The sequence below is a fragment of the Streptomyces sp. PH10-H1 genome (genome assembly GCF_030063355.1).
Classification (GTDB): Bacteria; Actinomycetota; Actinomycetes; order Streptomycetales; family Streptomycetaceae; genus Actinacidiphila.
The window spans coordinates 1-26,831 of record NZ_JASISZ010000091.1 but is presented as its reverse complement, the minus strand read 5'-3'; the positions used below and the strand labels follow the sequence as shown (position 1 = coordinate 26,831).

Below are 26,831 nucleotides of genomic sequence, written 5' to 3'. Positions count from 1 at the left end.
CGGTGGGGGCGGGGTGGCTGTGGTGGCCGCCCAGCCACAGCTCGGCCAGCGCGCCGAGGTTGGCCTCGTTCTCGACCGTGAGGTCGGTGGTCTCGTCCGTCCAGCCGAGGTTGGGCGCCCGCAGCACGGTGTGGCGGCCGCGGCCGACCAGGCCGGGGACTGCGACGGTCAGCCCGGCCGGGTGCAGTCCGAGCGCCGCTGCTTCTTCCGTGACCTGTTGTACGAGTCCTGCCAGTTCTCCGAGGGTCTGCGCTGCCGCGCGTCCCCTGTTGCGGGCCTCCACCGTCACCCTGGCCCGTTCGGTTCCGCGCAGATCCACCACGCATGCCGCCAGGTGATCCACCCCGACCTCGGCCCCGACTCCGGCCGGGCCGCGCGTGCTCAGCGCCAGGGCCGTGCCGGGGCGGCCCACGGTGCCGGGGCGCTGCGCGCCCAGCTCGGTGACGAGGCCCGCCGCGATGAGTTCGTCGACCAGCGTCGAGACGGTGGCTCTGGTGAGGCCGACCTCGGCGGCGACCGCCGCCCGCGAGATGTTGTCGCCTGCTGCGACGGCGTGCACCACGGCTGACAGGTTGCGGCGGCGGAGTGCCGGTTGGGGGCCGGTGCCGTTGGCCATGGCGGCGCCTTTCGGTTCGTGGGTGGGCGGGGGCCGGTCCCTCTCACGTTCGATGAGTCCGGCGGGTGGGGGATTTCCTGTCCCGCTGCTCTGGTGTCTTTGCGTCGAGTCAGATGGTGGTCAGTGCTGCGGCCAGGTTCTTCAGGGTGGCTTCGTCTCTTTTGATCGGATCGTAGACCGGTCCTGCTGTGGTGCCCCAGCGAGCGGCGATGGCGGTCGGGTGTTCGCCCGTGAGGAGGGCGGCGGCCTGGGTGGCGGCGCCCAGGGCTACGAGGTCGTCGGCGTCGGGGACCTGGACCGCACGTCCGGAGAGGCGGCGGATCGTCTGCCGCCAGGCGGTGCCGCGGGCGCCGCCGCCGATCAGGAGCAGCGGCTCGTCCGAGGGTGCGCCGTCCACGGCGAGTACGAGGTCCAGGGCGGCCAGCAGCGTGAAGGCGGCCCCGTCGTACGCGGCCTGCAGTACCTGACCAGCGGTCGTGTCGTGGCGCAGGCCGCTCAGGGTGCCCGAGGCGTGGGGGAGGTTGGGGGTGCGTTCGCCGTCCAGGTAGGGGAGGAAGACGGTCTCTCCGGGCGGGGCGACGGTTTCGCGGTCAAGGTTGAGGAGTGCGGCGATCCTGTCCACTGCCTGGGTGCAGTTCAGGGTGCAGGCGAGTGGCAGCCAGCCGCCGTGCGCTCCGGCGAAGCCGGCAATCGTGCCGGTGGGGTCGGTGGGGCGGCTGGTCGAGGGGGTGTAGACGGTTCCGGAGGTTCCCAGGCTGACGGCGGCGCGGCCCGGGGTGAGGCCGAGGCCCAGGGCGGCCGCCGCGTTGTCGCCGGTGCCGGAGGCGACCAGGATGCCGGGTGGGAGGGAGAGGCCCGGGAGTGTGGCGCCGGCCGGCTCGCCGGGGGGCAGGACCCGGGGGAGGAGGGCCGGGTCCAGGCCGATCGCGGTGAGGACGGCTTCGTCGTACGTTTCGGTGTCCGAGGCCCACCAGCCCGTTCCGGAGACGTCGCCCCGGTCGGTGACCGCCTCGCCTGTCAGGCGTTCGGTGAGGAAGTCGTGGGGGAGGCGGACGGCTGCCGTGGCGGCGGTGGTGGCCGGTTCGTTGGCTCGCAGCCAGGCCCACTTGGCTGCTGTGAAGCTGGGGCCCGGTACGGATCCGAAGCGGTCGGCCCAGTGCTGAGTGCCGAAGCGCTTGACCAGTTCTTCCGCTTGCGGCGCTGATCTGACGTCGTTCCAGAGCAGGGCCGGGCGCAGGGGTCTGCCGGTTTCGTCCAGGGTGACCAGGCCGTGCTGCTGGCCCGCGATGGAGATCGCCTGGGCGGTGTGTTCGGAGAGGTGGGTCAGCGTTTTTTGGAGGGCTTGCCACCATGTTTCCGGATTCGATTCCCGGGCTTTTCCCTCGCTGACGGTGTGCGGGGCCCGGGCGCGTGCCAGGACCTCGCCGGTGTCCACGCGGACGGCCAGCGCTTTGGTCGACTGGGTGGAGCTGTCGACCCCGATCACGACCTCCATGGCCCCTCCTCTTCCCATCGCAGGCCTCGCATACTAATTTGTTCAACTGTCTTACGAATAGGAGCCGGTGCGATGAATCTCACTCCCACCCCCGAGCACAAGTTCACCTTCGGCCTGTGGACGGTCGGCTGGCAGGGCCGTGATCCGTTCGGCGACGCCACCCGCCCCGCCCTCGACCCGGTCGAGTCCGTCACCCGGCTCGCCGAGCTGGGCGCGTACGGCGTGACCTTCCACGACGACGACCTCATCCCGTTCGGTGCCACCGAGGCCGAGCGCGAATCGCACATCAAGCGCTTCCGGCAGGCGCTGGACGCGACCGGTCTTGTGGTGCCGATGGCCACCACGAACCTCTTCACCCACCCGGTCTTCAAGGACGGCGCCTTCACCGCCAACGACCGTGACGTACGGCGGTACGCGCTGCGCAAGACGATCCGCAACATCGACCTGGCCGCCGAACTCGGGGCGAAGGTCTACGTGGCGTGGGGCGGCCGTGAGGGTGCCGAGTCCGGGGCGGCGAAGGACGTACAGGTCGCGCTGGACCGGCTGAAGGAGGCCTTCGACCTGCTCGCCGAGTACGTTCTCGCGCAGGGTTACGACCTGCGGTTCGCCGTGGAGCCCAAGCCGAACGAGCCGCGCGGCGACATCCTGCTGCCGACCGTCGGGCACGCGCTCGCCTTCATCAACGAGCTGGAGCACCCGGAACTGGTCGGGGTGAATCCCGAGACCGGGCACGAGCAGATGGCCGGCCTCAACTTCACCCACGGCATCGCCCAGGCGCTGTGGCACGGCAAGCTCTTCCACATCGACCTCAACGGCCAGACCGGCATCAAGTACGACCAGGACCTGCGGTTCGGCGCCGGCAATCTGCGGGACGCCTTCTGGCTCGTCGACCTGCTGGAGACCGCCGGCTACGAGGGGCCCCGGCACTTCGACTTCAAGCCGCCGCGTACCGAGGACTCCGACGGAGTCTGGGCCTCCGCCGCGGGGTGCATGCGCACCTACCTGCTCCTCAAGGAGCGCGCCGCCGCCTTCCGCGCCGACCCGGCCGTCCGGGAGGCGCTCAGGACCTCGCGGCTGGACGAACTCGGCCGGTCCACGCTGGGGGAGGGGGAGTCGCTGACCGATCTGCTCGCCGACCGTTCGTCCTACGAGGACTTCGACGTCGAGGCGGCGGCCGTGAAGGGCATGGCGTTCGAGCAGCTCGACCAGCTCGCCATGGACCATCTGCTGGGCGCTCGCTGAGCCTGCGTCCTTTCTCATCCGGCTCTCAGCCCCGCCTCACCCGTTCATCACCGCTGATTCCTACCGTGGCGCCGCAGCGGGAGTACGAGGGACCGCAACCCCCTCGTGCTCCCGCCGTCCCCATCCATCCCCCCGCGTCCTGGCCGGGGCGGCAACGGCGAGGAATCGCATGTTCTTTACGTATCTCAGGCGTGAGCTGCGACGTCGCAGAAAAGCGGCCCTGGTCATCGCGCTGGGTCTGGCCCTCGGCATCGGGCTCGTCATCACCGTCAACTCCGCGTCGGCGGGCATGACGGTGGCGCAGGGGAAGGTCCTGCAGTCCCTGTACGGACTCGGGACCGACATGACGGTCACCAAGGCGGCCGCCGCGCAGGGCAGCACCGGGGCCACCGACCGGCCGAGGTTCAACTTCGGCGCCACCACGGACTCCAAGGAGCAGAGCAGCGACCGCGTGATGGTCAAGGGCTTCCAGTCGCTGGCGTCCTCCATCGTCACCCAGGTCTCCGGGCAGAAGGGCGTGGCCGACGCGGTCGGCGCCTGAATCTGCAGGTGCTGAAGGTCAACGGGCAGTTCGACCGGGGTCAGTTCAAGCAGTCCCAGGGCAGCACCCCCAAGCCGCGGAGCGGCACCGGTGGCCAGCCGCAGGGTGAAGTGCAGGGCGGCGGTGCGCAGTTCGACGTCAACTCCTACACCGTCTCCGGCGTGGACGTCTCCAAGCTGACGCTCGGCCCGCTGACCTCGTCGAAGATCACCTCGGGCAAGACCTTCACCGGCGCGCAGTCCAACGCCGCCGTCGCCGTCGAAGAACATCGCGGGCACGACGGTCACCACGTCCGCGGACCTGGCCTCCACCGTCTCCGGATCACTCTCCACCGCCTCCAACCTCGCGACGAACGTCGGCAAGCGGCTGTCCATCGGCGTGCTGATCGCGGCCTTCCTGGTCGCCGGGCTGCTCACCTCCGCCGCCGTCAGCCGCCGGGTCCGTGAGTTCGGCACCCTCAAGGCGCTCGGCTGGAAGAGCCGCCGCGTCACCGGTCAGGTGATGGGCGAAGCCCTGGTCAACGGCCTCATCGGCGGCGTCCTCGGTATCGCGCTCGGCCTCGGCGGCGCCTACCTCATCACCTCCATCAGCCCGACGCTGACCGCGTCGGTCGCCTCCTCCGGGGCCCGGGCGGCGGCGGGGGCCGGGTCTTCGGCGGCGGGCCCGGCGGCCGGGCCGCGACCAAGGCCCTGGACATCGCCCTGACCGCACCCGTCAGCCTCAACACCATCGCCCTCGCGGTCGGCCTCGCCGTGGCAGGCGGCCTCATCGCGGGCACCTTCGGCGGCTGGCGCGCGTCCAGGCTGCGCCAGGCGGACGCGCTGCGCCGCGTCGAATAGCCCGCTGAGCGGCCCCCATCACCTTTGCCCTCACAGGAGTCGACCATGTACAAGCTGACCGGCGTGACCAAGCACTACCGGCGCGCCAAAGACACCGTCGAGGCCCTGCGCGGCGTCGACCTCGTCATCGAGGACGGCGACCAGCTCGTCATCCAGGGCCCCACCGGCGGCGGCAAGTCCACCCTGCTGCAGATGCTCGGCGCGCTCGACCGTCCCACCGAGGGCTCGGTGGAGTTCGACGGCGTCGACCTCGCCCGGCTCAGCGAGGCCAAGCTCACCAAGGTGCGCGCAGAGAACATCGGCTTCATCTTCCAGAGCTTCAACCTGATCCCGACGCTCACCGCCCTGGAGAACGTCGAGACGGCCCTCGTCCCCATGGGCGTCAAGGCCGCGGAACGCCGCCGCCTCGCCGCCGAAGCCCTGGACTCCGTCGGCCTCGCCGAACGCCTCAGCCACCTGCCGTCGGAACTCTCCGGCGGCCAGCAGCAGCGCGTCGCCATCGCCCGCGCCCTCGTCAAGAAGCCCAAGGTCCTCCTCGCCGACGAGCCCACCGGCAACCTCGACGAGGCCACCCGCGCCGACATCATCGGCCTCCTCGAAGGCCTCTGGAAGGAACGCGGCCTCACCTTCATCCTCGTCACCCACGACTCCGGCATCGCCAAACGCGCCCCCCGCCTCGCCAGCATCCGCAAGGGCCGCGTCACGGTCACCGAACGCATCTCTGCTGTGTAGCCGCCGGAAATGAGTCGAGGCGGCCCCCCGGACCGAAGTCCGGGGCCCGCCTCGTGCTTGTCAGTCCGCGGCGGGAGCCGGGGCGATGCCCGTGGGGCAGGAGCGGCCCCAGTTGGTTTCCGAGGGGGCTGTGAGGTCGACGCCGGTGCCGCCGATGCCGCAGTAGCCGTCGGGGTTCTTGTCGAGGTACTGCTGGTGGTACGGCTCGGCCGGGTAGAAGGGGCCGGCCGGGAGGATCTCGGTGGTGATGTCGCCGTAGCCGGCGCCGTTGAGGACCTGCTGGTAGGCGTCGCGGGAGGCCTGGGCGCCGGTGAGCTGGTCGGGGGAGTGGGTGTAGACGGCGGAGCGGTACTGGGTGCCGGAGTCGTTGCCCTGGCGGTTCCCCTGGGTGGGGTTGTGGGACTCCCAGAAGACCTTCAGCAGCTCGGCGTACGACACGAGGGCGGGGTCGTAGACGACCCTGACCGCCTCGGTGTGCGCGGTGAGGCCGCTGCAGACCTCCTCGTAGGTGGGGTTCGGGGTGTGGCCGCCCTGGTAGCCGACGAGGGTGGTCCAGACGCCCGGGGTCTGCCAGAACTTGCGCTCGGCGCCCCAGAAACAGCCCATCCCGAAGTCGGCGACCGCCAGATCGGCCGGATACGGGGCCGTGAGCGGCTTGCCGAGCACGGTGTGACGCGCCGGAACGGTGAATTCCGGCTCGGCACGGCCCTTGAGGGCCTCCTCGGCGGAGGGCAGGTGGTTCTTGTGGCGGTTCAGGAACATGCGGGGTTCTCCTCCGGGTTCGGCTCCGTACAGGGGAACGTATCGGCGGGCCGCAGGATTCCGTTCGGGCGTGGTCGGCAGGTGGACCCGGTCGTTTCGGGGGCGGGGCGGCTACCCTCGGCGGAATGAGCGACCACGACCAGCAGCATCAGAATTTCGAAACCCTCGCGATCCACGCCGGACAGGCGGCGGACGCGCAGACCGGTGCCGTGGTGACGCCGATCTATCAGGTGTCCACGTACAAGCAGGACGGAGTGGGCGGGCTGCGCGGCGGCTACGAGTACAGCCGCTCCGCGAACCCGACGAGGACCGCGCTGGAGCAGAATCTGGCGGCCCTGGAGGGCGGGCGGCGCGGGCTGGCCTTCGCGTCGGGGCTGGCGGCGGAGGACTGCCTGCTGCGCACCATTCTGTCGCCCGGCGATCACGTGGTGATCCCGAACGACGCGTACGGCGGCACGTTCCGGCTGTTCAGCAAGGTCGTCGAGCGGTGGGGCGTCCAGTGGTCGGTGGCGGACACGTCCGACCCGGCGGCGGTGCGGGCGCAGCTGCGCCCGCACACCAAGGCGATCTGGGTGGAGACCCCGTCGAACCCGCTGCTCGGCATCACGGACATCGCGGCGCTGGCGGAGATCGCGCGCGGCGCCGGCACCGGCGTGCGGCTGGTGGTGGACAACACGTTCGCGAGCCCGTACCTGCAGCAGCCGCTCGCGCTCGGCGCGGATGTCGTCCTGCACTCGACGACGAAGTACATGGGCGGGCACTCCGACGTCGTCGGTGGCGCGCTGGTGACCGGTGACGCGGCGCTCGGCGACGAGCTGGCCTACCACCAGAACGCGATGGGCGCGATCGCCGGGCCGTTCGACGCCTGGCTGGTGATGCGCGGCATCAAGACGCTGGCCGTGCGCATGGACCGGCACAGTGCCAACGCCACCCGGATCGCGGAGATGCTCCAGTCGCACCCCAAGGTGTCGCGGGTGCTGTACCCAGGGCTTCCCGAGCACCCGGGGCACGAGATCGCCGCAAAGCAGATGAAGGCGTTCGGCGGCATGATCTCGTTCCAGGTGACCGGCGGCGAGGAGGCAGCCGTCGCGGTCTGCAACCGCGCGGGCCTGTTCACGCTGGGCGAGTCGCTGGGCGGCGTCGAGTCGCTGATCGAGCACCCGGGCCGGATGACCCACGCCTCGGTGGTGGGCTCGGCGCTGGAGGTTCCGGCGGATCTCGTACGGCTGTCGGTGGGCATCGAGTCGGTCGACGACCTGCTGGCGGATCTCACTCAGGCACTGGGCTGAGCCACGGCCGTGGCGCACCTGGTGTCCACCGGGTGCGCCGCGGCTACCGGCTGAGAAACGGCCGCGGCCACCAGCTTCGGGTCAACAGGTTCGGGTCACCAGGTGCGGGTCACCAGGTACGTCGCGGCCACCGGGCGGCTACCAGTCGAGTGGCGGCGTGGTGTCGAGCGGCTGCTGGGTGGGCCACTCCAGCACCGCGAGCACCACGCCCGCTACGACCGCCGCGATGACCAGCAGCCACAGCAGCCGGTGGAGGACGCGCCGCCGCCGCAGGATGCGGCGGCCGCGTTCGGCCGCTCGTGCCGACAGGTCGGCGGGGACGTACGGGTGCGGAGTGTCGAGGATCCTGCGGACCTCCTCCTCCTTGCGGTCCGGGAGCGTCATGACGCGGCTCCCCGGATCTCCTCGGTCTCCGGGGTCTCTTCGGTCGCCTGGGTCTCAAGGGTCTCCGGGGCCGGTGTCTCCACTGAGGTCCGGTCCCGCGCCCGGATCTGCTCCGCCGCGGCACGCGCCTCGGTCACGGACCGCGCGGGCGGCGTCGCGGGGCGGCTGCGCAAGGTGGCCGTCGCGCGGTTGCAGATGGCCCGTACGCGCTCGACCGGCAGCCCCAGCTGCGCGGCGGCCTGCTCCTCGGCGATGCCCTCGAACAGCCGCAAGACGATCACCAGCCGTTCCTGCGCGGTGAGCCGATCCAGGGCGCCGCCGTGCGGCCGGCGCCACCACGGCCGGTAGGCGAAGCGCCGCACGAGTTCGGTGCGGGCCTGTTCGTACGGGTCCTCGGCGCGCATCCGGAACCAGTTCGCGTACGTACGCGCCAGGACGGCGCCCAGCAGCTGTTCGGCGGAGGCCCGGTCGCCGGTGAGCAGGGTGGCGGCGTGCAGGAGGCGTCCTGCCGCTCCTGCGGTGAACGCCTGAAATTCGACGTCCCGTTGGTACTCCGCTGCCGCCCGGCGCGCTCCCACGCGGCCAGTGGACGGCAAGCGGGCAGTCCAGGTCAAGAGTGCTGCGGGTGCGGTGTCCGCCGGGACCGGGTCAGGCGGCCGGGGAGGCCCTAGTCGTCGGACGGCCCCGGCTGGACCGTGGTCGCGTGCCATTCGGACAGCGCCAGGTTGAAACGCCCCAGCAGGTCGCAGAAGACCTCGCACTCTCCCGCGCTCCACCCCTCGGTGACCTGGGCCATCAGCTGCTGCCGGGAGCTGCGCACCTCTTCGAGCCGCCCGCGTCCGCGCGGGGAGAGGGCGAGCACGACGGCGCGCCCGTCCTCGGGGTGCGAGGTGCGCTTGACCAGGCCGGTGTCGACCAGCGGGGCGACCTGGCGGGTGACGGTGGAGGAGTCGATGCCCATGCCTTCGGCGAGCGCCTTGACACCCATCGGGCCTTCGTGGTCGAGCCGGTTGAGCAGGAGGTAGGCGGCCCGGTCCATGGAGTTGCGGGCCTTGCCCACACCGCCGAGACGGGTCTGCTCCGCGCGCCGGGCGAAGAGAGCGACCTGGTGCTGGAGTCGCTCGAAGAGTTCGGTGGGCCCCTCCTCGGCGAGGGGGGGTGAGGAGGACGTCTCCGATGGATTGGGCATGGCCGGAAGCTCGCGTTCTGTCGTTCCTGCGGAGGTTGGGAGAAGAGTACGCGGACAGGGTCACCATGAGACCCATCCCGCACAAACCGGGGTCCGGCGGTGGGTGCGGACGGGAGCTGGGAGACTGGGTGCATGGATAGACCGGCGCCCGCAGTACACCACCCGATCACGCTCGACGACGTGCGCGGGGCGCACAAGATGCTGTCCGGAGTGGCGCGGGTGACCCCGATGGAGGGCAGCCGCTACCTGACCGGTCTTGTCGGGTCCACGGTGCATCTGAAGTGCGAGAACCTGCAGCGCACCGGCTCGTTCAAGGTGCGTGGCGCCTATGTGCGGATCGCCGGGCTCACGCAGGAGGAGCGGTCGGCCGGTGTCGTCGCGGCGAGCGCCGGGAACCACGCGCAGGGTGTCGCGCTCGCCGCGTCGCTGCTCGGAGTGCGGTCCACGGTCTTCATGCCGGTCGGCGCCCCGCTGCCGAAGATCGCGGCGACCCGCGACTACGGGGCCGAGGTGCGGATGCACGGACAGGTGGTGGACGAGACACTGCGCGCCGCCAAAATGTACGCGGAGCAGACCGGCGCGGTCTTCATCCACCCCTTCGACCACCCGGACATCATCGCGGGCCAGGGCACGGTGGGTCTGGAGATCCTGGAGCAGTGCCCGGAGGTGCGGACCATCGTGGTCGGCATCGGGGGCGGCGGGCTGGCCGCCGGTGTCGCGCTGGCGGTGAAGGCGCTGCGTCCGGATGTGAAGATCATCGGCGTGCAGGCGGCGGGCGCGGCGGCGTATCCGCCCTCGCTGGCGGCCGGGCGGCCGCTGGCGCTCGACTCGGTGGCGACGATGGCCGACGGGATCATGGTGGGCCGGCCGGGGGACATTCCGTTCGGCATCATCAGCGAGCTGGTCGACGAGGTGCGTACGGTGTCCGAGGACGCTCTGTCCAGCGCGCTGCTGCTGTGCCTGGAGCGGGCGAAGATGGTCGTCGAGCCGGCCGGGGCGAGCCCGGTGGCGGCGCTGCTGTCCGACCCGGAGTCCTTCGAGGGCCCGGTGGTGGCGGTGCTGTCCGGCGGGAACGTCGACCCGCTGCTGATGCAGCGGATCCTGCGGCACGGTATGGCCGCGGCAGGGCGCTATCTGTCGCTGCGGCTGCGGGTGACGGACCGCCCGGGGGCGCTGGCGACGCTTCTCGCGGTGTTGTCAGAGGCGGACGCTAACGTCCTCGATGTGAGCCATGTACGGACCGATCCGCGGCTCGGGCTCACGGAGGCGGAGGTCGAACTGCACCTGGAGACCAAGGGTCCTGAGCACTGCGAGGCGGTGGAAGCCGCCCTCCTGGGAACCGGCTACACGGTCATCTGACGCTGGTCGGGATCCGGGCCGGAAGTTCCGGGAGCCCCGGTATTGACGCGATATATCGCATGCGGCATGCTCGCGATGTGTCGCGTATGGACTCCTGGTGTGCGGGCGGGTGTGCGGGCGGGACCGAAATCGGGTCGCGGCGTGCCGCGAGCCCCGCGATCATCGACAGTAAAGACCTATCCCCGGATTGGGAGTAGTCACATGCCAGGCGCGATCTACGCCGAAGGTCTGGTCAAGACCTTCGGCGACGTACGGGCATTGGACGGAGTGGACTTCGACGTCCCGGAAGGCACCGTCCTGGGCCTCCTGGGTCCGAACGGCGCGGGAAAGACCACCGCCGTACGGGTGCTCACCACCCTGCTCAAGCCGGACAGCGGCAAAGCCGTCGTGGCCGGTATCGACGTCCTGAAGCACCCCAACGAAGTACGCCGCCACATCGGCCTGTCCGGCCAGTTCGCGGCGGTCGACGAATATCTGACCGGCCGTGAGAATCTCCAAATGGTCGGCCAGCTCTACCAGATGACGAGCCGTGACGCGAAGGTCCGCGCGGCCGAGCTGCTGGAGCGGTTCGGCCTCGGGGACGCGGCCGACCGGACCGCCAAGACGTACTCCGGTGGTATGCGCCGCCGGCTGGACCTCGCCGCGGCGCTCGTCGTCAAGCCGCCGGTGATGTTCATGGACGAGCCCACCACCGGCCTCGACCCGCGCAACCGTCAGGTCATGTGGGAGGTCATCCAGGACCTGGTGGCAGGCGGCACGACCCTGTTGCTCACCACGCAGTACCTCGAAGAGGCCGACCAGCTCGCCCACGACATCTGCGTCATCGACCACGGCAAGGTCATCGCGCGCGGCACCTCCGACCAGCTCAAGGCCCAGACCGGCGGCGAACGCGTCGAGGTCGTGGTCCATGAGCGCGACCGCCTCACCGAGGCGGAGACGATTCTGCGCGGCTTCGGCAAGGGCGACACCAAGGTCGAGGACCACACCCGCAGGATCACCGTGCCGGTCAACGGCGGCGCGAAGCTGCTCGCCGAGGTCATCCGCGATCTTGACGCCCGGGGCATCGAGATCGACGACATCGGTCTGCGCCGCCCCACCCTTGACGATGTGTTCCTCTCGCTCACCGGTCACGAGGCCGAGGTCGCAGACACGGACGAGGAGACGAAGTAATGGCACTCACCCATGCGCCCGAGGCAGTGGGGAGCACGCTCGCTCCGCGCGCCGGCGGCGGGATCGTCCAGTCCCTGCGGGATTCGCTGGTCATGGCCAAGCGCAATCTGATCCGGATGAGCCGCATCCCCGAGATGGTCATCTTCGGGCTGATCCAGCCGATCATGTTCGTGGTGCTGTTCAGCTACGTCTTCGGCGGCTCCGTCAACATCGGCGGCACCACCGACGCGGGCGCCTACCGCGAATTCCTGATGGCGGGCATCTTCGCGCAGACCGTCACCTTCGCCACCGCGGGCGCGGGAGCCGGCATCGCCGACGACATGCACAAGGGCCTCATCGACCGCTTCCGGTCGCTGCCGATGGCGCGTGGCGCGGTCCTCACCGGCCGCACCCTCGCCGACCTCGTGCAGACCACGCTGACCGTCGTGGTGCTCGCGATAGTCGCGCTGCTGGTCGGCTGGCGGATCCACCACGGCATCCCCAAGATGCTCGGCGCCTTCGCCCTGCTGCTCCTGCTCGGGTACGCCTTCTCGTGGATCGGCGCCCTGATCGGACTGTCGGTCCGTACGCCGGAGGCGGCCACCTCCGGCGGCCTGATCTGGCTCTTCCCGGTCACGTTCATCTCGAACGCCTTCGTCAACACCTCCGGGATGACGCCCTGGCTGCGGCACATCGCCGAGTGGAATCCGTTCAGCGCCACCGTGCAGGCCTGCCGGCAGCTCTTCGGCAACCCGGGCGTCGTCCATTCCGACGCCTGGCCGATGCAGCATCCCGTCTGGGCCTCGCTGCTCTGGTCGGTCCTGATCATCGTGGTCTTCCGCACCCTGTCGGTGCGCAAGTACCGCTCCGCGACGGCCTGACACCGGCGCCGCTCACGTACGAAACGGGCTCCCAGCCGTACCCACGGCTGGGAGCCCGTCGTGCATTCGTCGTGGTGCCGGCGCGGTTCGGCCCCGGCCCGGATCAGCCCCGGTGCGGCTTGACCGAGAGGATCTTCACCGAGGACTTCTTGCCGTTCGGCAGCTCGTACACGGCGTCCTCGCCGGCCTGCTTCCCGCTCACGCCCTTGCCGAGCGGGGACTGCGGTGAGTACGTCTCCAAGGTGTCGCTCACGTATTCACGCGAACCGACCAGGAAGGTCATCGTGTCGTCCGGGTCGCCGTCGAAGGCGATCGTGACGACCATGCCGGGCGCGACCACACCGGTGTCGGCCGGCGCCTCGCCGACCTTGGCACGCTCCAGCAGCTGAGTCAGCTGGCGTACCCGCAGCTCCTGCTTGCCCTGGTCCTCGCGCGCCGCGTGGTAGCCGGCGTTCTCCTTGAGGTCGCCCTCCTGGCGGGCTTCCTCGATCTTGGCGATGATCAGCGCGCGTGCCGGACCCGACAGGTACTCCAGCTCAGCCTTCAGCTGGTCGTACGCCTCCTGGGTCAGCCAGGTGACGTTCTCGCTGGTCTGCTGGGTCACAGATGCTCCTCGTAGGTACTGCGTGGGACTGCGTCGAGTGCCTTGCCATCGCGTGGCCGGGCGAAACCATGAGCGTAACAATTTCGGCACCCACTCGGGAGCAGGAAATCGTCAGAGTGTCGTCGTAGCAGGTCAGCCCTGGTCCGCCGGCTTGCAGCCGAGCAGTTCAGCGGTCTCGCCGCGATGGATGGTGCGCATGGTGACCACGGTGTCCACCTGCTTCTTGTGGTCGCGGAGGGTCACGTCCATGCGTCCCACCTCCGTGTGGTCCTTGTCCACCGAGCGCAGGGTGCACACGGCGACCGTCCCGGCGTCCTTGCGGACCTCCAGATGGATCTCCACCGCCTGGTCCGAGACGGCCTGGGACTTGATCACTTCACCGCTCACGTCCGTGCCCGCGACCGAGTGCCAGCCGAACCAGCCGACTCCGCCCAGTGCCAGTACGCCCAGCACTGCCCCGGTGATCTTCAGCTGCCGGTCGGCCAGCGCATGGGCGCCGCGTCCGTAGCGCCCTTCGGGCAGCCCCTCGCGCACCGCAGTCATGATCGTTCCTTCCGGTCGGGGGCCAAGGAAATAATCGCCCCCTCGCTTCGGTCACTATAGGAGGCGCCCTTTACATGAAACGAGGGGGCCACTACCGATGACTAGAGGATCCAGCCTTGACTGAGCAGCTGCGACTGATGGCCGTCCACGCCCACCCTGACGACGAGTCGAGCAAGGGCGCGGCCACCATGGCCAAGTACGTGTCCGAGGGGGTGGACGTACTGGTCGCGACCTGCACCGGCGGCGAACGCGGCTCGGTGCTCAATCCCAAGCTCCAGGGTGACCCCTATATCGAGGAGCACATTCACGAGGTCCGCGCCAAGGAGATGGACGAGGCTCGCGAGATCCTCGGCGTCAAGCAGTCCTGGCTCGGCTTCGTCGACTCCGGCCTTCCGGAGGGCGACCCGCTGCCGCCGCTGCCCGACGGCTGCTTCGCCCTGCAGGACGTCGACGAGGCGTCCGAGGCCCTCGTCAAACTGATCCGCGAATTCCGCCCGCACGTGATCACCACGTACGACGAGAACGGCGGCTACCCGCACCCCGACCACATCATGACCCACAAGATCTCCATGGTCGCCTTCGAGGCGGCCGGAGATCCCGAGCGCTACCCCGATGCCGGCGTGCCGTGGACGCCGCAGAAGCTCTACTACAACCAGGGCTTCAACCGGGCCCGCACCGTCGCCATGCACGAGGCGCTGCTCTCCCGCGGCCTGGAGTCCCCGTACGCGGAGTGGCTGGAGCGCTGGAAGGAGTTCGACCGCCCCGAGCGGCAGATCAGCACCCACGTGCCCTGTGCCGACTTCTTCGAGATCCGCGACAAGGCGCTGCTCGCGCACGCCACCCAGATCGACCCGGACGGGGCCTGGTTCCACGTCCCCATGGAGATCCAGCAGGAGGTCTGGCCGACGGAGGACTACGAGCTCGCCAAGTCGCTCGTGGACACCTCGCTCCCCGAGGACGACCTCTTCGCGGGTATCCGGGGGGTCTAGCGCACAATGGCTGTTGTGATTGCCTCCCCCGCACTGACTCAGTTCGTCCCGCTCGCCGCACAGGAGCTGGACAGCAACAAGGTGACGCCCGGCCTCATCGGCTTTGTGATCTTCGCGGCGATCGCGCTGTCGCTGTGGGCGCTGATGAAGAACATGGGCAAGCAGTTCAAGAAGATCGACTTCGAGGAGACCCCGGACCCCGCCGGCGCGGCGGCCCGGAAGCCTTCCCGGGGCCTGCGGGCTCATCGGGAACTGAAGGCCGCTCAGGCGGCTCAGGACCCCAAGACTCCGTAGCGGGTCTGGGTCCGGGATCGGTCCAGGTCCAGGATCGGGTCCGGGATCGGTCCGGGTCCAGGATCGGGTCCGGGATCGGGTCCCGGCGCCGGCCGGGCCGGCCGCACACCGGCCCCGCCAGCGCCCCCGCCTGGACCGCCGCCCCGCCCGTCAGGGCGCGGACGGCACGAGGTCCATCACCATGCGCGCGGAGCGCCGCGGCATCATGCCCAGCCGCCAGGCCTCCCAGCTGCCGCCCGGGGCCGCGGGACCGCGCTCCAGGAGGACGGAGTACGCCTCGGCGTACTCCTCCAGGTCCGGGTCCCGGCCGGGGTAGTGGGCGGCCAGCAGATCGCGCAGGGTGTCGCGGGCCTGCTCGGCGCCGGACTCCGACAGCAGCGGCTGGACCGTGCAGCGCAGGAAAAGGGCCCAGTCCTGGCCGCGCCGGTCGCCGAGATCGGCGAAGAGCTCACGGGCCTCGTCGAGGAGGGTGAGGGCCTCGACGAAGCGGTTGTTGCCCGCGTCGATCACCGCGAGTTCCACGCAGGACCAGGCTTCGCCGTGTTCCACGCCGATGCGCCGGAAATCCTGCCGGGCGTCCTGCAGCAGCTGGCGGGCGAAGCCGCTGTTACGGAGATTGCCGGTGCGCACGGCCCGCTGGTCGCGGGTGACGCGCGCCGAGTGGTGACGGGCGCAGGCCAGCCCGTACACGTCCCGCATCCGGCTGAACATCGAGCGGGCCCGCTCCAGGGTGCGCAGCGCCTGGTCGCTGTCGCCGGTCTCCTCCAGCGCCTGCCCCAGGTAGTACAGCGTCCAGGCCTCGCCTCGCGCGTCCTCGCAGGCCCGGTGGCGGGCCAGTGCATCGTCCAGCTCGCGGGCCGCCTCCTGGGCGTTGCCGCGCTGCAGGGTGGCGCGGGCGAGCTGCGTGCGGGTCCAGGCGGCGCCGCGCGGGTCGCGGGTCAGCGCGTAGCACTGGCCGGCGCTGCGCAGCTCGGCCTCGCCCTCGTCGACCGCGCCGAGCCGCAGATGGACCTGCCCCAGCTGGAGATGGGCCCAGGCCTGCCCGTGGACGCTCTCGTTCTCCCGGTGCAGGGCGAGGGATTCGAGCAGCAGGTCCAGGGCTGTGCCGAGCCGGCCCATGTCGCGCAGCACAGCCGCCAGCGCGTGCTGCGTCCAGGCCCGGTCCTCGCCGAGTTCGGGCGCGGACTGCAACTCCAGGGCTTCGCGGAGCTTGATCTCTGCCTCCCGGAGATTGCCCTGGTGATGGAGGGTGATGCCGAGGCTGCCGAGCGCGCGGGCGGCGCCCGCCGGATGCTGCGCCTCGAAGTACAGATCGACCACGGAGGTGAGGGTGGAACGGGCCTTGTCGAGTTCGCCGAGCTGCCGGGCGGCGATGCCGGTCCGCCACTGCACGGAGCGCACCAGGATGTTCTGGTCCTCGTCAGGGCCGGTCTTCGACGCCTGCGCCAGCTCGCTGATCTCACCGAGCCGGTAGAGGTCGCCGCGTAGCAGGCAGTAGTCGCACAGCGCGCCGAGCAGGGCCTGGACGACGGTACGGTCCACGCCCTCGGCGTGCCGCAGCGCTGCGGTGATGAAGCTCGACTCGTCGTCGAGCCAGCGCAGCGCCATTTCGAGGGAGGCGAAGCCATGGGCGCCGAAGCGCCCCGCCCGGGTGGAGGTCTTGCCCTCGACGAGCCGGATCACGGCGTTGGCCAGTTCGGCGTAACTGCGGATGAGGCGCTCGTGTGCGGCGGCGCGCTCGGCCGGGTCCTCCTCGTCGAGCAGCCGTGCGTGAGCGAAGCGGCGTATGAGGTCGTGCGGCTTGTAGCGGCTGCCGCGGATGTGCTCGATCAGCCCGGCCTTCGCCAGCTCGTCCAGCCTGCGGCCGGCCTCCTGCTCGTCGGTGGCCAGCAGCGCGGCGGCGGCCGCCGCCCCGAAACTGGCCCGCCCGGCGAGTGCGAGGCGGCGCAGCAGCCGCCGGGACGGCTCGGGCTGGTCGTGGTAGCGCAGCGCGAGGATCCGCTCGACGGCGTCCAGCGGGCCGTACGCCTCCAGGTCGGCGGCCAGCCCGGCCGCCGTGCCGTGGTCCGGGAGCGCGGCTCCGGCGATGCGCAGCGCGAGCGGCAGGCCGTCGCAGAGGCCGCGCAGCCGCTCGGACTCCACGGAGGTGGGCTCGGGCGCCTTCGCGGCCCGCGCCATCTCACCGAGCAGCTCATAGGTGTCGTCGGCGCCGAGCGGGCCGACGGGCATGCTGTGCACCCACGCGTTCGGCAGCTCCAAGGCGAGCGGCTCGCGGGTGGTGATCAGCACCAGGGTCTCGGACCGTTCGGGGACCAGCGTGCGTACCTGCTCGGCGTCCGAGGCGTCATCGAGCACGATCGTCACCGGTGTGCCGGTCAGGTGCTTCTGGTATTGGTCGGCGAGCCGCCGCAGATGCTGCTCATGGTTGGGCCGCTCCCGGAACAGCAGCTGCTCGCGGGGCGCGCCGAGCCGGTTCAGCAGGTGCAGCAGCGCGTCCCGGGTCGGCAGCGGGCGCTCGTCCAGGGCCCCGCCCCGCAGGTCCACCATGCACGAGCCGCGGAACTGGTCGCGCAACTGCCGGGCGGCGTGCACCGCGAGGGTGGTCGCCCCGGCGCCGGCCGGGCCGTGCAGGACGACGACGGTCGGCTTGCTCTCCGTCGAGACCCGGGCCTGGTGCACCCACTGCGCGATCTGCGCGACCTGCTTACGGCGGCCCGCGAACGGACCGTCGGCGGAAGGGAGCTGGCCGAACGACTGCTCCAGCACGGACCGCGTTCTGGCGGCGGCGCTGCGGTCGGTTCGGCGGGGCGCCGGGACCTGGTGCTTCGTACCGGCGGCAGGGGCCCGGGACGCGGTCCGGGAGGTGCCGGCGGCGGTCGCCGCGGTCGCCAGGCTCCGGTGCTGCTCGAGGAAGGGGCGGATGCCGAGCCGTTCCACCGCGTCCAGCCAGCGCAGCCTGTAAGGGGCCGGATCGTCGGGCAGGGCCACCGAGCCGGTACGTGGCCGGGTCGTGCCCCGGAGCCCGACGGCCACCGCTCCGACGGCTCCGGCGGCCAGCCCGGTGGTGAGGGACGCTCCGGCCGACAGCTTCTGGCCGATCACGTCCACCGCGAACGCCGTCGCCCCGACCGCGCCGGCGGTGATCGCGCCGGTGGTCACCGTCTCGCGGCTGAACCGGCCGGTGAAACGGGGCTGCCCGGCGGGCGCGGCTCCGGTCGCGCGCACGTAGAGCGCGTACTCCTCCGCCGCCTTGCCCATGATCTCGTCCAGCGCGGCCAGGGCGCGCTGGAGCAGCCGCTCCGCGTCCGCCGGCGTGCTGCCGCGCGCCTCCTCGACCACGGCCAGCTTCAGCCGGTTCTCGACCTCCGACCGGTCCCGTCCGGAAGGCTTCACCGGCTCTGGCGCTTCTTTCAAGATCGCTCCCCCTCGTCGCCCGCCCGGCCCCAAGTGTCCTGCGGTACGCGCCGCGGGCGACACCGTGTGTGAGGGTGGGTACATGGCCAATCGACTCAGCCGTTCCACCTCTCCCTACCTCCTGCAGCATGCCGACAACCCTGTGGAGTGGTGGCCGTGGGATGCGGAGGCGTTCGCCGAGGCGCGCAGACGCGAGGTGCCGGTGCTGCTGAGCGTGGGATACAGCAGCTGTCACTGGTGCCATGTGATGGCGCATGAATCGTTCGAGGACGAGGCGACCGCGGCTTATCTGAACGAGCACTTCGTCCCGGTGAAGGTGGACCGCGAGGAGCGGCCGGACGTCGACGCCGTCTACATGGAGGCGGTGCAGGCGGCGACCGGGCAGGGCGGCTGGCCGATGACGGTGTTCCTGACACCGGACGCCGAGCCGTTCTACTTCGGCACGTACTTCCCGCCCGAGCCGCGGCACGGTATGGCCTCCTTCCGGCAGGTGCTGGAGGGTGTGCACGCGGCCTGGCGGGACCGCAGGGACGAGGTGGGCGAGGTCGCCGCGCGGATCGTCAAGGACCTCGGCGACCGGCAGAGCGCCTACGGGGCGTCGGTGACCCCCGGCGCGAGCGAGCTGGACGCCGCGCTGCTCGGCCTGGTCCGCGACTACGACGCCGCGAGCGGCGGTTTCGGCGGGGCGCCGAAGTTCCCGCCGTCCATGGCCGTGGAGTTCCTGCTCCGCCACCACGCCCGCACCGGCTCGGACGACGCCCTGCGGATGGCGACGGACACCTGCGAGGCGATGGCCCGCGGCGGCATCTACGACCAGCTGGGCGGCGGCTTCGCCCGGTACGCGGTGGACCGCGCGTGGACAGTTCCGCACTTCGAGAAGATGCTTTATGACAACGCGCTGCTGTGCCGCGTCTATGCGCACCTGTGGCGCTCCACCGGTTCCCCTCTCGCGCGGCGCGTGGCGCTGGAGACCGCCGACTTCATGGTGCGCGAACTGCGCACCAACGAGGGCGGGTTCGCGTCCGCGCTGGACGCCGACAGCGACCGTGCCGATGGCACGCACGCCGAGGGAGCGTTCTACGCCTGGACCCCGGCGGAGCTGCGCGAGGCGCTGGGCGAGGAGGACGCGGCGTTCGCCGCCGGGTACTTCGGCGTGACGGAGGAGGGCACCTTCGAGGAGGGCGCCTCCGTACTCCAACTGCCGCAGGACGGCCCGGCCGGGGACACCGACCGGATCGCGTCGGTCCGCGAGCGGCTGCTCGCGGCGCGGGAGGAGCGGCCGCGGCCGGGCCGTGACGACAAGGTCGTCGCCGCCTGGAACGGTCTGGCCATCGCCGCACTCGCCGAGACCGGCGCGTACTTCGACCGCCCGGATCTGGTCCCGGCGGCCCTGGACGCGGCCGATGTGCTCGTGCGTGTGCACATGGACGATGCCGGCCGCCTCACCCGTACCTCCCGCGACGGTGTCGCGGGCGCCAACTCCGGTGTGCTGGAGGACTACGCGGATGTCGCCGAGGGCTTCCTCGCGCTCGCCGCGGTGACCGGCGAGGGCGTGTGGCTGGACTTCGCCGGGCTGTTCCTCGACTCGGTGCTGCACCATTTCATCGCCGCCGACGGCACCCTCTACGACACCGCCGACGACGCCGAGGCGCTCATCCGCCGCCCCCAGGACCCGACCGACAACGCGACCCCGTCCGGCTGGACGGCGGCGGCCGGCGCGTTGTTGTCGTATGCCGCCCACACCGGATCGAGCGCCCACCGCGAGGCGGCAGAACGGGCCCTGGGCGTCGTGGGCGCGCTGGCGCCCCGCGCACCGCGCTTCATCGGCTGGGGTCTCGCCGTGGCCGAGGCGGTCCTGGACGGTCCCCGGGAGATCGCCGTGGTCGGACCGCCCGCCGACCCGGGCACCGCCGCCCTGCACCGTACGGCGCTGCTGGCCACCGCGCCCGGCGCCGTGGTCGCGCCCGGCACGCCCGGCAGCGACGAGTTCGCGCTGCTGCACGACCGGCCGCTCGTCGGGGGCCGGCCCGCCGCGTACGTCTGCCGGCACTTCGTGTGCGACGCCCCCACCACGGACCCCGCCGCCCTGGCGGCACAGCTCAGCGGGTGAGGCCGCGGCCTCACCCGCGCTCAGCCAGGGAGGTTGTGGACATTCCGCTCACGGATGTTTACGCGTGCTGGTAGGCCACGAGCGAGATCCCGACGTAGTGGATGACGAAGGCCGCCAGCGTCAGGGAGTGGAACACCTCGTGGAAGCCGAACCAGCGCGGTGACGGATTGGGCCGCTTGAGGCCGTAGATCACGCCGCCCGCGCTGTAGAGCAGTCCGCCGACGACCACGCAGACCAGCACCGCGATACCGCCGGTGCGCATGAAGTCGGGGAGGAAGAAGACGGCCGCCCAGCCGAGCGCGATGTAGCAGGGGGTGTAGAGCCAGCGTGGCGCGCCGACCCAGAAGACCCGGAAGGCGATACCGGCCAGCGCGCCCGCCCAGACGAACCACAGCAGCGGGGTCGCCTTGTTCGACGGCAGCAGCAGGATCGCGAGCGGCGTGTAGCTGCCCGCGATGATCAGGAAGATGTTGGAGTGGTCCAGGCGACGCAGGATCGCCTCGCCTCTCGGGCCCCAGGTTCCACGGTGGTAGAGGCCGCTCACGCCGAACAGCGCGCAAGCGGTCACGGTGAACACGGCGCATGCGATCCGGCCGCGGGTGCTCTCCGCGCCGGCGGTCAGCACCACTCCCGCGATCAGCACCGCGGGGAACATTCCGGCGTGAATCCAGCCCCTGAGCATGGGCTTCAGAACGGCCGGCGGGTCGAGCTCTTCTACGGCTTGAGGCACAGCGGAAGTCTCCTCGACGGGGGTCATAGCGTCAATCCTACCTACGGAACCGTAGGTTACGGAGTCGTAGGTATGACGGCGGAAGTGGTGATGCTCACCCTTCGCGCCCTGGACAGATCGGGTTATCCCCACCGACACTCATATGAGTGCGGTCGGCACCGGATGAGCGGCCACGTGGCGTCCGGGTCGCAGCCCCCAAGGGGCCGAGGTAGTTCCACCATGCGGACAGCAGGGCTAGAGTCCGCAAAACCCTCAAATCTGACGCCGAATCTGTGCAAGTTCGGCGGGACGGAGCGATCGTGGCGCGCGGAATTGCGGCTCCCACCAATCACAAGGACCTGCTCGCCTGGGTCGGCGAAATCGCCGACATCACCCAGCCGGACGAGATCGTGTGGTGCGACGGCTCGGAGGCCGAGTACCAGCGCCTCTGTGACGACCTCGTGGCGAACGGCACCTTCAAGCAGCTCGACCCGAACAAGCGCCCGAACTCCTACTACGCCGCCTCCGACCCGACCGACGTGGCGCGTGTCGAGGACCGGACGTTCATCTGCTCCGAGCGGGAGCAGGACGCCGGCCCGACCAACCACTGGAAGCACCCGGACGCGATGCGCGAGATCTTCGCCGGCACCGCCGGTGAGGGCGGCCTCTTCCGCGGCTCCATGCGCGGCCGCACCATGTACGTGGTCCCGTTCTGCATGGGCCCGGTCGGCTCCCCGCTCTCCGCCAACGGCGTCGAGATCACCGACTCCGCGTACGTCGCCGTCGCCATGCGCACCATGACCCGGATGGGCAAGGCGGTCCTGGACGACCTCGGCGAGGACGGCTTCTTCGTCAAGGCCGTGCACACCGTCGGCGCCCCGCTCGCCGAGGGCCAGGCCGATGTGCCGTGGCCGTGCAACACCACCAAGTACATCTCGCACTTCCCCGAGTCGCGCGAGATCTGGTCCTACGGCTCCGGCTACGGCGGCAACGCCCTGCTCGGCAAGAAGTGCTACGCGCTGCGGATCGCCTCCGTCATGGCCCGTGACGAGGGCTGGCTCGCCGAGCACATGCTGATCCTCAAGCTCACCCCGCCGAAGGGCGAGGCCAAGTACATCGCGGCCGCGTTCCCGTCGGCCTGCGGCAAGACCAACCTCGCGATGCTGCAGCCGACCATCCCCGGCTGGACCGTCGAGACCGTCGGTGACGACATCGCCTGGATGCGCTTCGGCGAGGACGGCCAGCTCTACGCGATCAACCCCGAGGCCGGCTTCTTCGGCGTCGCGCCCGGCACCGGCGACGACACCAACGCCAACGCCATGAAGACCATGTACGCCAACACGGTCTTCACCAACGTCGCCCTCACCGACGACGGCGACGTCTGGTGGGAGGGCATGACGGAGGAGCCGCCGGCCCACCTCATCGACTGGAAGGGCAACGACTGGACTCCGGCGTCGGGGACCCCGGCCGCGCACCCCAACGCCCGGTTCGCCGTCCCGGCCTCCCAGTGCCCGACCATCGCGCCCGAGTGGGAGGACCCCAAGGGCGTGCCGATCTCGGCCATCCTCTTCGGCGGCCGGCGCGCCAGCGCCGTACCGCTGGTGACGGAGTCCTTCGACTGGCAGCACGGCGTCTTCATCGGCTCCAACATCGCCTCGGAGAAGACCGCCGCCGCCGAGGGCAAGGTCGGCGAGCTGCGCCGCGACCCCTTCGCGATGCTGCCGTTCTGCGGCTACAACATGGGCGACTACTTCGGTCACTGGATCAAGATCGGCCAGCAGGCCGACGCCGCCAAGCTGCCGAAGATCTACTACGTCAACTGGTTCCGCAAGGACGCCGGCGGCCGCTTCGTGTGGCCCGGCTTCGGCGAGAACAGCCGCGTCCTGAAGTGGATCGTCGAGCGCCTCAACGGTGAGGGCGCGGGCGTCGAGACCCCCATCGGCATCCTCCCGGCCGCCGGTGCCCTCGACACCGAGGGACTCGACATCTCGCAGGCCGACCTCGACCTGCTGCTCTCCGTCGACCTCGACGTCTGGCGCGACGAGGCCGGTCTGATCCCCGCCCACCTGGAGAAGTTCGGCGATCACACGCCGAAGGAACTGTGGGACGAGTACCGGGCGCTGGTCGCGCGACTCGGCTGACCCCGGCCCGCCGCCGGCGGGGCCCCTCCAGGGGCGGCCCCGCCGGCTGCTTGAAGAACAAGAGACTCGGGCTGCCCGCGCCGCATGTGCGATGCACGCGGCGGCTCGTTGGCGCGGCTTGCGGCCGCATCGGGCAGGCACCCCGACCAAGACCGCCTGCCGGACCGGCCGCTGCCAACCCTCAGCCTGATGGCCGGGGTGCGACGAAAGTCGCACCCCGGCCATCAGGGTTTTCGCGGCTGCCCGCCGGACAGGCCCTAGGCGGACTGGCTGTAGCCGTCCAGGAAGCGGGCGATGCGCGCGCACGCCTCCGTGAGGTCGTCGGCGTACGGGAGGGTCACGATGCGGAAGTGGTCCGGCTCGTGCCAGTTGAAGCCGGTGCCGTGCACGACCATGATCTTCTCGGCGCGGAGCAGATCGAGGACCATCTGCCGGTCGTCCTTGATCTTGTAGACGTTCGGGTCGAGCCGGGGGAAGAGATACAGCGCCCCCTTCGGCTTGACACAGGTGACGCCCGGGATCTGCGTGAGCGCGGCATGCGCGGCATCGCGCTGCGCGAGCAGCCGGCCGCCCGGCAGGACGAGGCTGTTGATCGACTGATGGCCGCCGAGCGCGGTGGCGATCGCGTGCTGGGCGGGCATGTTGGCGCACAGCCGCATGTTGGCGAGGATCGTGAGGCCCTCGATATAGCTGGAGGCGTGGGACTTGGGTCCGCACACCGCCATCCAGCCGCTGCGGTAGCCCGCCACGCGGTACGCCTTGGACAGACCGTTGAACGTCAGAGTCAGCAGGTCGGGGGCGATGGCCGCGGTCGGCGTGTGGGTGGCACCGTCGTACAGGATCTTGTCGTAGATCTCGTCGGAGCAGACGATCAGCCGGTGGCGGCGGGCGATGTCCGTGAGCCCGCGCAGCATCTCGTCGTCGTACACCGCGCCCGTCGGGTTGTTCGGGTTGATGATGACGATGGCCTTGGTGCGGTCGGTGACCTTGCGCTCGATATCGGCGAGGTCCGGCATCCAGTCGGCCTGCTCGTCGCAGCGGTAGTGCACCGCCGTGCCGCCGGCCAGCGAGACCGAGGCCGTCCACAGCGGGTAGTCCGGCGCGGGGACGAGCACCTCGTCGCCGTCGTCGAGCAGCGCCTGCATCGACATCTGGATGAGCTCGGAGACGCCGTTGCCGAGATAGACGTCGCCGACGTCCAGCGCGACGCTCTTCGTCTGGTAGTGCTGCACCACCGCCCGGCGCGCGGAGAGCAGGCCCTTCGCGTCGCCGTAGCCGTGCGCGTCGCCGAGGGAGCGCAGCATGTCCTCAAGGATCTCCGGCGGGCACTCGAAACCGAAGGGCGCCGGATTGCCGGTGTTCAGCTTGAGGATGCGGTGGCCCGCCGCCTCGAGCCGCATCGCCTCTTCGAGGACCGGGCCCCGGATCTCGTAACAGACATTCGCGAGCTTCGTGGACTGGATCACCTGCTGCATGACCGTCACCTTACGGGCGAGTACCGTCGTCCGCCCGGTGTTTTTCGCCACGTCGGGACGGGCGGAGCCCGCGCTGCCACCCTGGCACGATGGCGTCGTCCTCCTCCGCATGGCCTCCGTACTCCCTTCTCAACGACGAGCCGGTGTCCGACGGCGACCGGGATCTGCTGGGCGCGGGACGGGCCGCGGAGCAGCTCGCCGGACTGCTGGTCGCCTCCCGGAGGTCCACACCCTTCACCCTGGCGGTCGATGCCGGGTGGGGGATGGGCAAGAGCAGCCCGATGCGGCTGAGCGCGCGTCCCGCCATCGCCGTACGGGCGTCACCCCCGGGCCGTCACCCCCCGGCCGTCATCCCCCGGCCGTCACCGCCGCCGCGCGGGCTCCCGGCGGACCGACCGGCCCGCCAGGACGTCCGTCCGGCGGCCGTCCTCGATCACGAAGCGGCCGTCGATCAGCACATGCGGGATGCCGGCCGGCAGGACCCGCGGGACGTCGAAGGTGGAGCCCGCCGCCACCGTCTCCGGGTCGAACAGCACCAGGTCCGCCCGGTAGCCCTCGCGGACCAGCCCCCGGTCCGGCAGCCGCAGCCGGGCGGCCGGGCGGGAGGTGAGGTGGGCGACGCACTCCTCCAGGGACAGGATGCCCAGCTCACGCACGTACTTCCCGAGGTACTCGGGGAAGGTCCCGTACGCACGCGGGTGCGGCTTGTAGCCCGTCAGGATGCCGTCGCTGCCGCCGGTGTGGACGCGGTGCCGCATGATCGCCCGGACGTTCTCCTCATGGCCGACGTGCTGCAGGATCGTCGACCCCAGCCGGTCGCCGAGCAGCAGCCGCCGGGCGGTCACGAACGGCTCCTCGCCGCGCTCGGCCGCGCTGCGCGCGATCGTCTTTCCGACGCAGCCCGCCAGGCCCGGGTCGCTCACCCCGGAGATCTCGATCGTCACCCAGTCCATCGGCACGCCGTGGCAGCCGTCCGCGCCCTCGACCTCCATCACATGCCGGATCCTCTCCGCCGTCGCGTCGTCCCGCAGCCGCGCGAGCGTCGCCTCCGGGCCACCCTCCGTCGCCCAGCTCGGCAGCATGGCCGCGAGCGTCGTACAGCCCGGCAGATACGGATACGTGTCCAGCGAGATGTCGGCGCCGTCGTCCAGGGCCTGGTCCAGCAGCGCCAGCAGATCCGGCGCCTTTCCCTTGTTCACGCCGAAGTTCATCGTGGCGTGCGCCAGGTGCAGGGCGCAGCCCGCGTCACGGGTCAGCGCCATCATCTCCTCGTACGCCTGGAGTGCGCCGACCCCGTACGAGCGGTGGTGCGGGCAGTAGTAGCCGTCGTACGCCGCCACCACCCGGCACAGTTCGCCGAGTTCGGCGTCCGACGCGTACATCCCCGGCGTGTACGTCAGCCCGGACGACAGGCCGACCGCGCCCTGTTCCAGCCCCTCCGCCACCAGTCGCTTCATCTCAGTGACCTCGGCCGCCGTCGCGGGGCGGTCCTCCCAGCCCAGCGCCAGCATCCGCACGGTGCCCTGCGGGATCAGATACGCGGCGTTCACCGCGATGCCCTGATCGAGCCGGTCCAGATACCCGCCGACGCTGCGCCAGTCGAAGTCGATGTCCGAGCCGTCGCCGTTCCACCCGGTGATCTGGGCGCGGACCTCCGCGAGCGTCCGGTCGTCCACCGGCGCGTACGACAGTCCGTCCTGCCCCAGCACCTCGAGCGTCACGCCCTGCGCCGCCTTCGCGGAGTGGTCCGGGTCCCTCAGCAGCGCCAGATCGCTGTGCGCGTGCATGTCGATGAATCCCGGCGCCAGCGACATGCCGTCGGCTTCGATGGCGCGGGTGCCCGTCAGCCGGACACCTCCGAACCGGGCCTCGGCCTCGGGCCGGATCTCGGCGATCCGGCCCGCGTCGATGCCGACATCGGCCGGGTAGGCGGCGCCCCCGCTGCCGTCGATGACGTTCACGTCGCGGAGTACGAGATCCATGCCGGTGCCCTTTCCTGGGGCGGTCTGGTGGGTGGCCTCAATCGCCGGCCGGGCCGAGCCATCCAGCCCGCCCGGCGTTTGAGGGCAGAGGG

22 protein-coding genes and 1 pseudogene are annotated in these 26,831 nt (G+C 70.9%); 11 read left to right on the top strand and 12 right to left on the bottom strand.

Going from position 1 to position 26,831, the window contains the following annotated elements; genetic code table 11:
• The coding region (locus QMK24_RS35490) for an ROK family transcriptional regulator (RefSeq protein WP_283470988.1) at positions 1–616 on the bottom strand (616 nt) is incomplete at its 3' end.
• Positions 617–725: 109 nt separating this feature from the next.
• Positions 726–2,111, bottom strand: a complete 1,386-nt coding sequence (gene xylB, locus QMK24_RS35485; protein ID WP_283470987.1) for a xylulokinase — start codon at positions 2,109–2,111, stop codon at positions 726–728.
• A gap of 72 nt (positions 2,112–2,183) precedes the next feature.
• On the opposite strand from xylB, the gene xylA reads away from it, so the two are divergent.
• The 3 genes and pseudogenes from xylA to QMK24_RS35470 all read left to right on the top strand — a co-directional run bounded on the left by xylA (position 2,184) and on the right by QMK24_RS35470 (position 5,465).
• Positions 2,184–3,353: a xylose isomerase gene (xylA, locus tag QMK24_RS35480; RefSeq protein ID WP_283470986.1), complete on the top strand. Its 1,170-nt coding sequence runs from the start codon at positions 2,184–2,186 to the stop codon at positions 3,351–3,353.
• 169 nt (positions 3,354–3,522) lie between these two features.
• Positions 3,523–4,733: pseudogene (locus tag QMK24_RS35475) on the top strand (ABC transporter permease).
• Between the two features lie 45 nt (positions 4,734–4,778).
• Positions 4,779–5,465: an ABC transporter ATP-binding protein gene (locus tag QMK24_RS35470; protein WP_283470985.1), complete on the top strand. Its 687-nt coding sequence runs from the start codon at positions 4,779–4,781 to the stop codon at positions 5,463–5,465.
• A gap of 60 nt (positions 5,466–5,525) precedes the next feature.
• Here the strand turns inward: QMK24_RS35470 and msrA are convergent, their stop codons facing one another.
• On the bottom strand, positions 5,526–6,227 hold the full coding sequence (gene msrA, locus QMK24_RS35465; protein WP_283470984.1) for a peptide-methionine (S)-S-oxide reductase MsrA: 702 nt from the start codon (positions 6,225–6,227) through the stop codon (positions 5,526–5,528).
• 125 nt (positions 6,228–6,352) lie between these two features.
• Here msrA and QMK24_RS35460 point away from each other — a divergent pair, with 125 nt between their 5' ends.
• Positions 6,353–7,516 (top strand): cystathionine gamma-synthase, encoded by a 1,164-nt coding sequence (locus QMK24_RS35460; protein WP_283470983.1) that lies wholly within the window; start codon positions 6,353–6,355, stop codon positions 7,514–7,516.
• A 138-nt stretch (positions 7,517–7,654) separates the two neighbouring features.
• Here the strand turns inward: QMK24_RS35460 and QMK24_RS35455 are convergent, their stop codons facing one another.
• From QMK24_RS35455 to QMK24_RS35445, 3 genes are all read right to left on the bottom strand, one after another.
• The gene (locus tag QMK24_RS35455; protein ID WP_283470982.1) at positions 7,655–7,900 is read right to left on the bottom strand and encodes a hypothetical protein; all 246 of its coding nucleotides are present in this window, start codon (positions 7,898–7,900) and stop codon (positions 7,655–7,657) included.
• On the bottom strand, positions 7,897–8,478 hold the full coding sequence (locus tag QMK24_RS35450) for a sigma factor-like helix-turn-helix DNA-binding protein (protein ID WP_283470981.1): 582 nt from the start codon (positions 8,476–8,478) through the stop codon (positions 7,897–7,899). The genes QMK24_RS35455 and QMK24_RS35450 overlap by 4 nt, the downstream gene beginning before the upstream one ends.
• Positions 8,479–8,567: 89 nt before the next feature.
• Positions 8,568–9,089 carry a MarR family winged helix-turn-helix transcriptional regulator gene (locus QMK24_RS35445; protein ID WP_283470980.1) on the bottom strand — a complete coding sequence of 174 codons (522 nt, stop codon included), beginning with the start codon at positions 9,087–9,089 and terminating at the stop codon, positions 8,568–8,570.
• Between the two features lie 132 nt (positions 9,090–9,221).
• On the opposite strand from QMK24_RS35445, the gene ilvA reads away from it, so the two are divergent.
• From ilvA to QMK24_RS35430, 3 genes are all read left to right on the top strand, one after another.
• Complete coding sequence (ilvA, locus tag QMK24_RS35440; RefSeq protein WP_283470979.1) at positions 9,222–10,448, top strand: threonine ammonia-lyase; 1,227 nt, start codon at positions 9,222–9,224, stop codon at positions 10,446–10,448.
• A 201-nt stretch (positions 10,449–10,649) separates the two neighbouring features.
• Positions 10,650–11,618: an ATP-binding cassette domain-containing protein gene (locus QMK24_RS35435; RefSeq protein WP_283470978.1), complete on the top strand. Its 969-nt coding sequence runs from the start codon at positions 10,650–10,652 to the stop codon at positions 11,616–11,618.
• A complete protein-coding gene (locus tag QMK24_RS35430; protein ID WP_283470977.1) occupies positions 11,618–12,478 on the top strand; it encodes an ABC transporter permease in 861 nt (286 codons plus the stop codon). Before QMK24_RS35435 ends, QMK24_RS35430 begins: the two co-directional genes overlap by 1 nt.
• A 103-nt stretch (positions 12,479–12,581) precedes the next feature.
• Here the strand turns inward: QMK24_RS35430 and greA are convergent, their stop codons facing one another.
• Positions 12,582–13,082 (bottom strand): transcription elongation factor GreA, encoded by a 501-nt coding sequence (greA, locus tag QMK24_RS35425; protein WP_283470976.1) that lies wholly within the window; start codon positions 13,080–13,082, stop codon positions 12,582–12,584.
• Between the two features lie 132 nt (positions 13,083–13,214).
• Positions 13,215–13,625: a DUF4307 domain-containing protein gene (locus QMK24_RS35420; RefSeq protein ID WP_283470975.1), complete on the bottom strand. Its 411-nt coding sequence runs from the start codon at positions 13,623–13,625 to the stop codon at positions 13,215–13,217.
• A 116-nt stretch (positions 13,626–13,741) separates the two neighbouring features.
• Between QMK24_RS35420 and mca the strand changes: the two genes are divergently transcribed.
• Positions 13,742–14,614: a mycothiol conjugate amidase Mca gene (gene mca / locus QMK24_RS35415; RefSeq protein ID WP_283470974.1), complete on the top strand. Its 873-nt coding sequence runs from the start codon at positions 13,742–13,744 to the stop codon at positions 14,612–14,614.
• 6 nt (positions 14,615–14,620) lie between these two features.
• Positions 14,621–14,908 (top strand): hypothetical protein, encoded by a 288-nt coding sequence (locus QMK24_RS35410; protein ID WP_502962695.1) that lies wholly within the window; start codon positions 14,621–14,623, stop codon positions 14,906–14,908.
• A gap of 150 nt (positions 14,909–15,058) precedes the next feature.
• Here the strand turns inward: QMK24_RS35410 and QMK24_RS35405 are convergent, their stop codons facing one another.
• Positions 15,059–18,301 carry a tetratricopeptide repeat protein gene (locus QMK24_RS35405; protein ID WP_283470972.1) on the bottom strand — a complete coding sequence of 1,081 codons (3,243 nt, stop codon included), beginning with the start codon at positions 18,299–18,301 and terminating at the stop codon, positions 15,059–15,061.
• Positions 18,302–18,404: 103 nt separating this feature from the next.
• Between QMK24_RS35405 and QMK24_RS35400 the strand changes: the two genes are divergently transcribed.
• Positions 18,405–20,432: a thioredoxin domain-containing protein gene (locus tag QMK24_RS35400; RefSeq protein ID WP_283470971.1), complete on the top strand. Its 2,028-nt coding sequence runs from the start codon at positions 18,405–18,407 to the stop codon at positions 20,430–20,432.
• A 58-nt stretch (positions 20,433–20,490) separates the two neighbouring features.
• On the opposite strand, the gene trhA is transcribed toward QMK24_RS35400, so the two are convergent.
• Complete coding sequence (trhA, locus tag QMK24_RS35395; RefSeq protein ID WP_502962696.1) at positions 20,491–21,189, bottom strand: PAQR family membrane homeostasis protein TrhA; 699 nt, start codon at positions 21,187–21,189, stop codon at positions 20,491–20,493.
• Between the two features lie 272 nt (positions 21,190–21,461).
• On the opposite strand from trhA, the gene QMK24_RS35390 reads away from it, so the two are divergent.
• Positions 21,462–23,282, top strand: coding sequence for a phosphoenolpyruvate carboxykinase (GTP) (locus QMK24_RS35390; RefSeq protein ID WP_283470970.1), 1,821 nt, complete (start codon positions 21,462–21,464; stop codon positions 23,280–23,282).
• A gap of 257 nt (positions 23,283–23,539) precedes the next feature.
• On the opposite strand, the gene QMK24_RS35385 is transcribed toward QMK24_RS35390, so the two are convergent.
• Both QMK24_RS35385 and QMK24_RS35380 read right to left on the bottom strand, forming a co-directional pair.
• Positions 23,540–24,757 carry a pyridoxal phosphate-dependent aminotransferase gene (locus QMK24_RS35385; protein WP_283470969.1) on the bottom strand — a complete coding sequence of 406 codons (1,218 nt, stop codon included), beginning with the start codon at positions 24,755–24,757 and terminating at the stop codon, positions 23,540–23,542.
• A gap of 362 nt (positions 24,758–25,119) precedes the next feature.
• The gene (locus tag QMK24_RS35380; RefSeq protein ID WP_283470968.1) at positions 25,120–26,739 is read right to left on the bottom strand and encodes an N-acyl-D-amino-acid deacylase family protein; all 1,620 of its coding nucleotides are present in this window, start codon (positions 26,737–26,739) and stop codon (positions 25,120–25,122) included.
• Positions 26,740–26,831 lie beyond the last annotated feature (92 nt).

What these genes read in the sequence shown, in the direction of transcription:
- xylB (WP_283470987.1), bottom strand. Translation starts at nt 2,111, where the DNA reads ATGGAGGTCGTGATCGGGGTCGACAGCTCCACCCAGTCGACCAAAGCG.
- xylA (WP_283470986.1), top strand. Translation starts at nt 2,184, where the DNA reads ATGAATCTCACTCCCACCCCCGAGCACAAGTTCACCTTCGGCCTGTGG.
- QMK24_RS35470 (WP_283470985.1), top strand. Translation starts at nt 4,779, where the DNA reads ATGTACAAGCTGACCGGCGTGACCAAGCACTACCGGCGCGCCAAAGAC.
- msrA (WP_283470984.1), bottom strand. Translation starts at nt 6,227, where the DNA reads ATGTTCCTGAACCGCCACAAGAACCACCTGCCCTCCGCCGAGGAGGCC.
- QMK24_RS35460 (WP_283470983.1), top strand. Translation starts at nt 6,353, where the DNA reads ATGAGCGACCACGACCAGCAGCATCAGAATTTCGAAACCCTCGCGATC.
- QMK24_RS35455 (WP_283470982.1), bottom strand. Translation starts at nt 7,900, where the DNA reads ATGACGCTCCCGGACCGCAAGGAGGAGGAGGTCCGCAGGATCCTCGAC.
- QMK24_RS35445 (WP_283470980.1), bottom strand. Translation starts at nt 9,089, where the DNA reads ATGCCCAATCCATCGGAGACGTCCTCCTCACCCCCCCTCGCCGAGGAG.
- ilvA (WP_283470979.1), top strand. Translation starts at nt 9,222, where the DNA reads ATGGATAGACCGGCGCCCGCAGTACACCACCCGATCACGCTCGACGAC.
- QMK24_RS35435 (WP_283470978.1), top strand. Translation starts at nt 10,650, where the DNA reads ATGCCAGGCGCGATCTACGCCGAAGGTCTGGTCAAGACCTTCGGCGAC.
- QMK24_RS35430 (WP_283470977.1), top strand. Translation starts at nt 11,618, where the DNA reads ATGGCACTCACCCATGCGCCCGAGGCAGTGGGGAGCACGCTCGCTCCG.
- QMK24_RS35420 (WP_283470975.1), bottom strand. Translation starts at nt 13,625, where the DNA reads ATGACTGCGGTGCGCGAGGGGCTGCCCGAAGGGCGCTACGGACGCGGC.
- QMK24_RS35410 (WP_502962695.1), top strand. Translation starts at nt 14,621, where the DNA reads ATGGCTGTTGTGATTGCCTCCCCCGCACTGACTCAGTTCGTCCCGCTC.
- QMK24_RS35400 (WP_283470971.1), top strand. Translation starts at nt 18,405, where the DNA reads ATGGCCAATCGACTCAGCCGTTCCACCTCTCCCTACCTCCTGCAGCAT.
- trhA (WP_502962696.1), bottom strand. Translation starts at nt 21,189, where the DNA reads ATGACCCCCGTCGAGGAGACTTCCGCTGTGCCTCAAGCCGTAGAAGAG.
- QMK24_RS35385 (WP_283470969.1), bottom strand. Translation starts at nt 24,757, where the DNA reads ATGCAGCAGGTGATCCAGTCCACGAAGCTCGCGAATGTCTGTTACGAG.
- QMK24_RS35380 (WP_283470968.1), bottom strand. Translation starts at nt 26,739, where the DNA reads ATGGATCTCGTACTCCGCGACGTGAACGTCATCGACGGCAGCGGGGGC.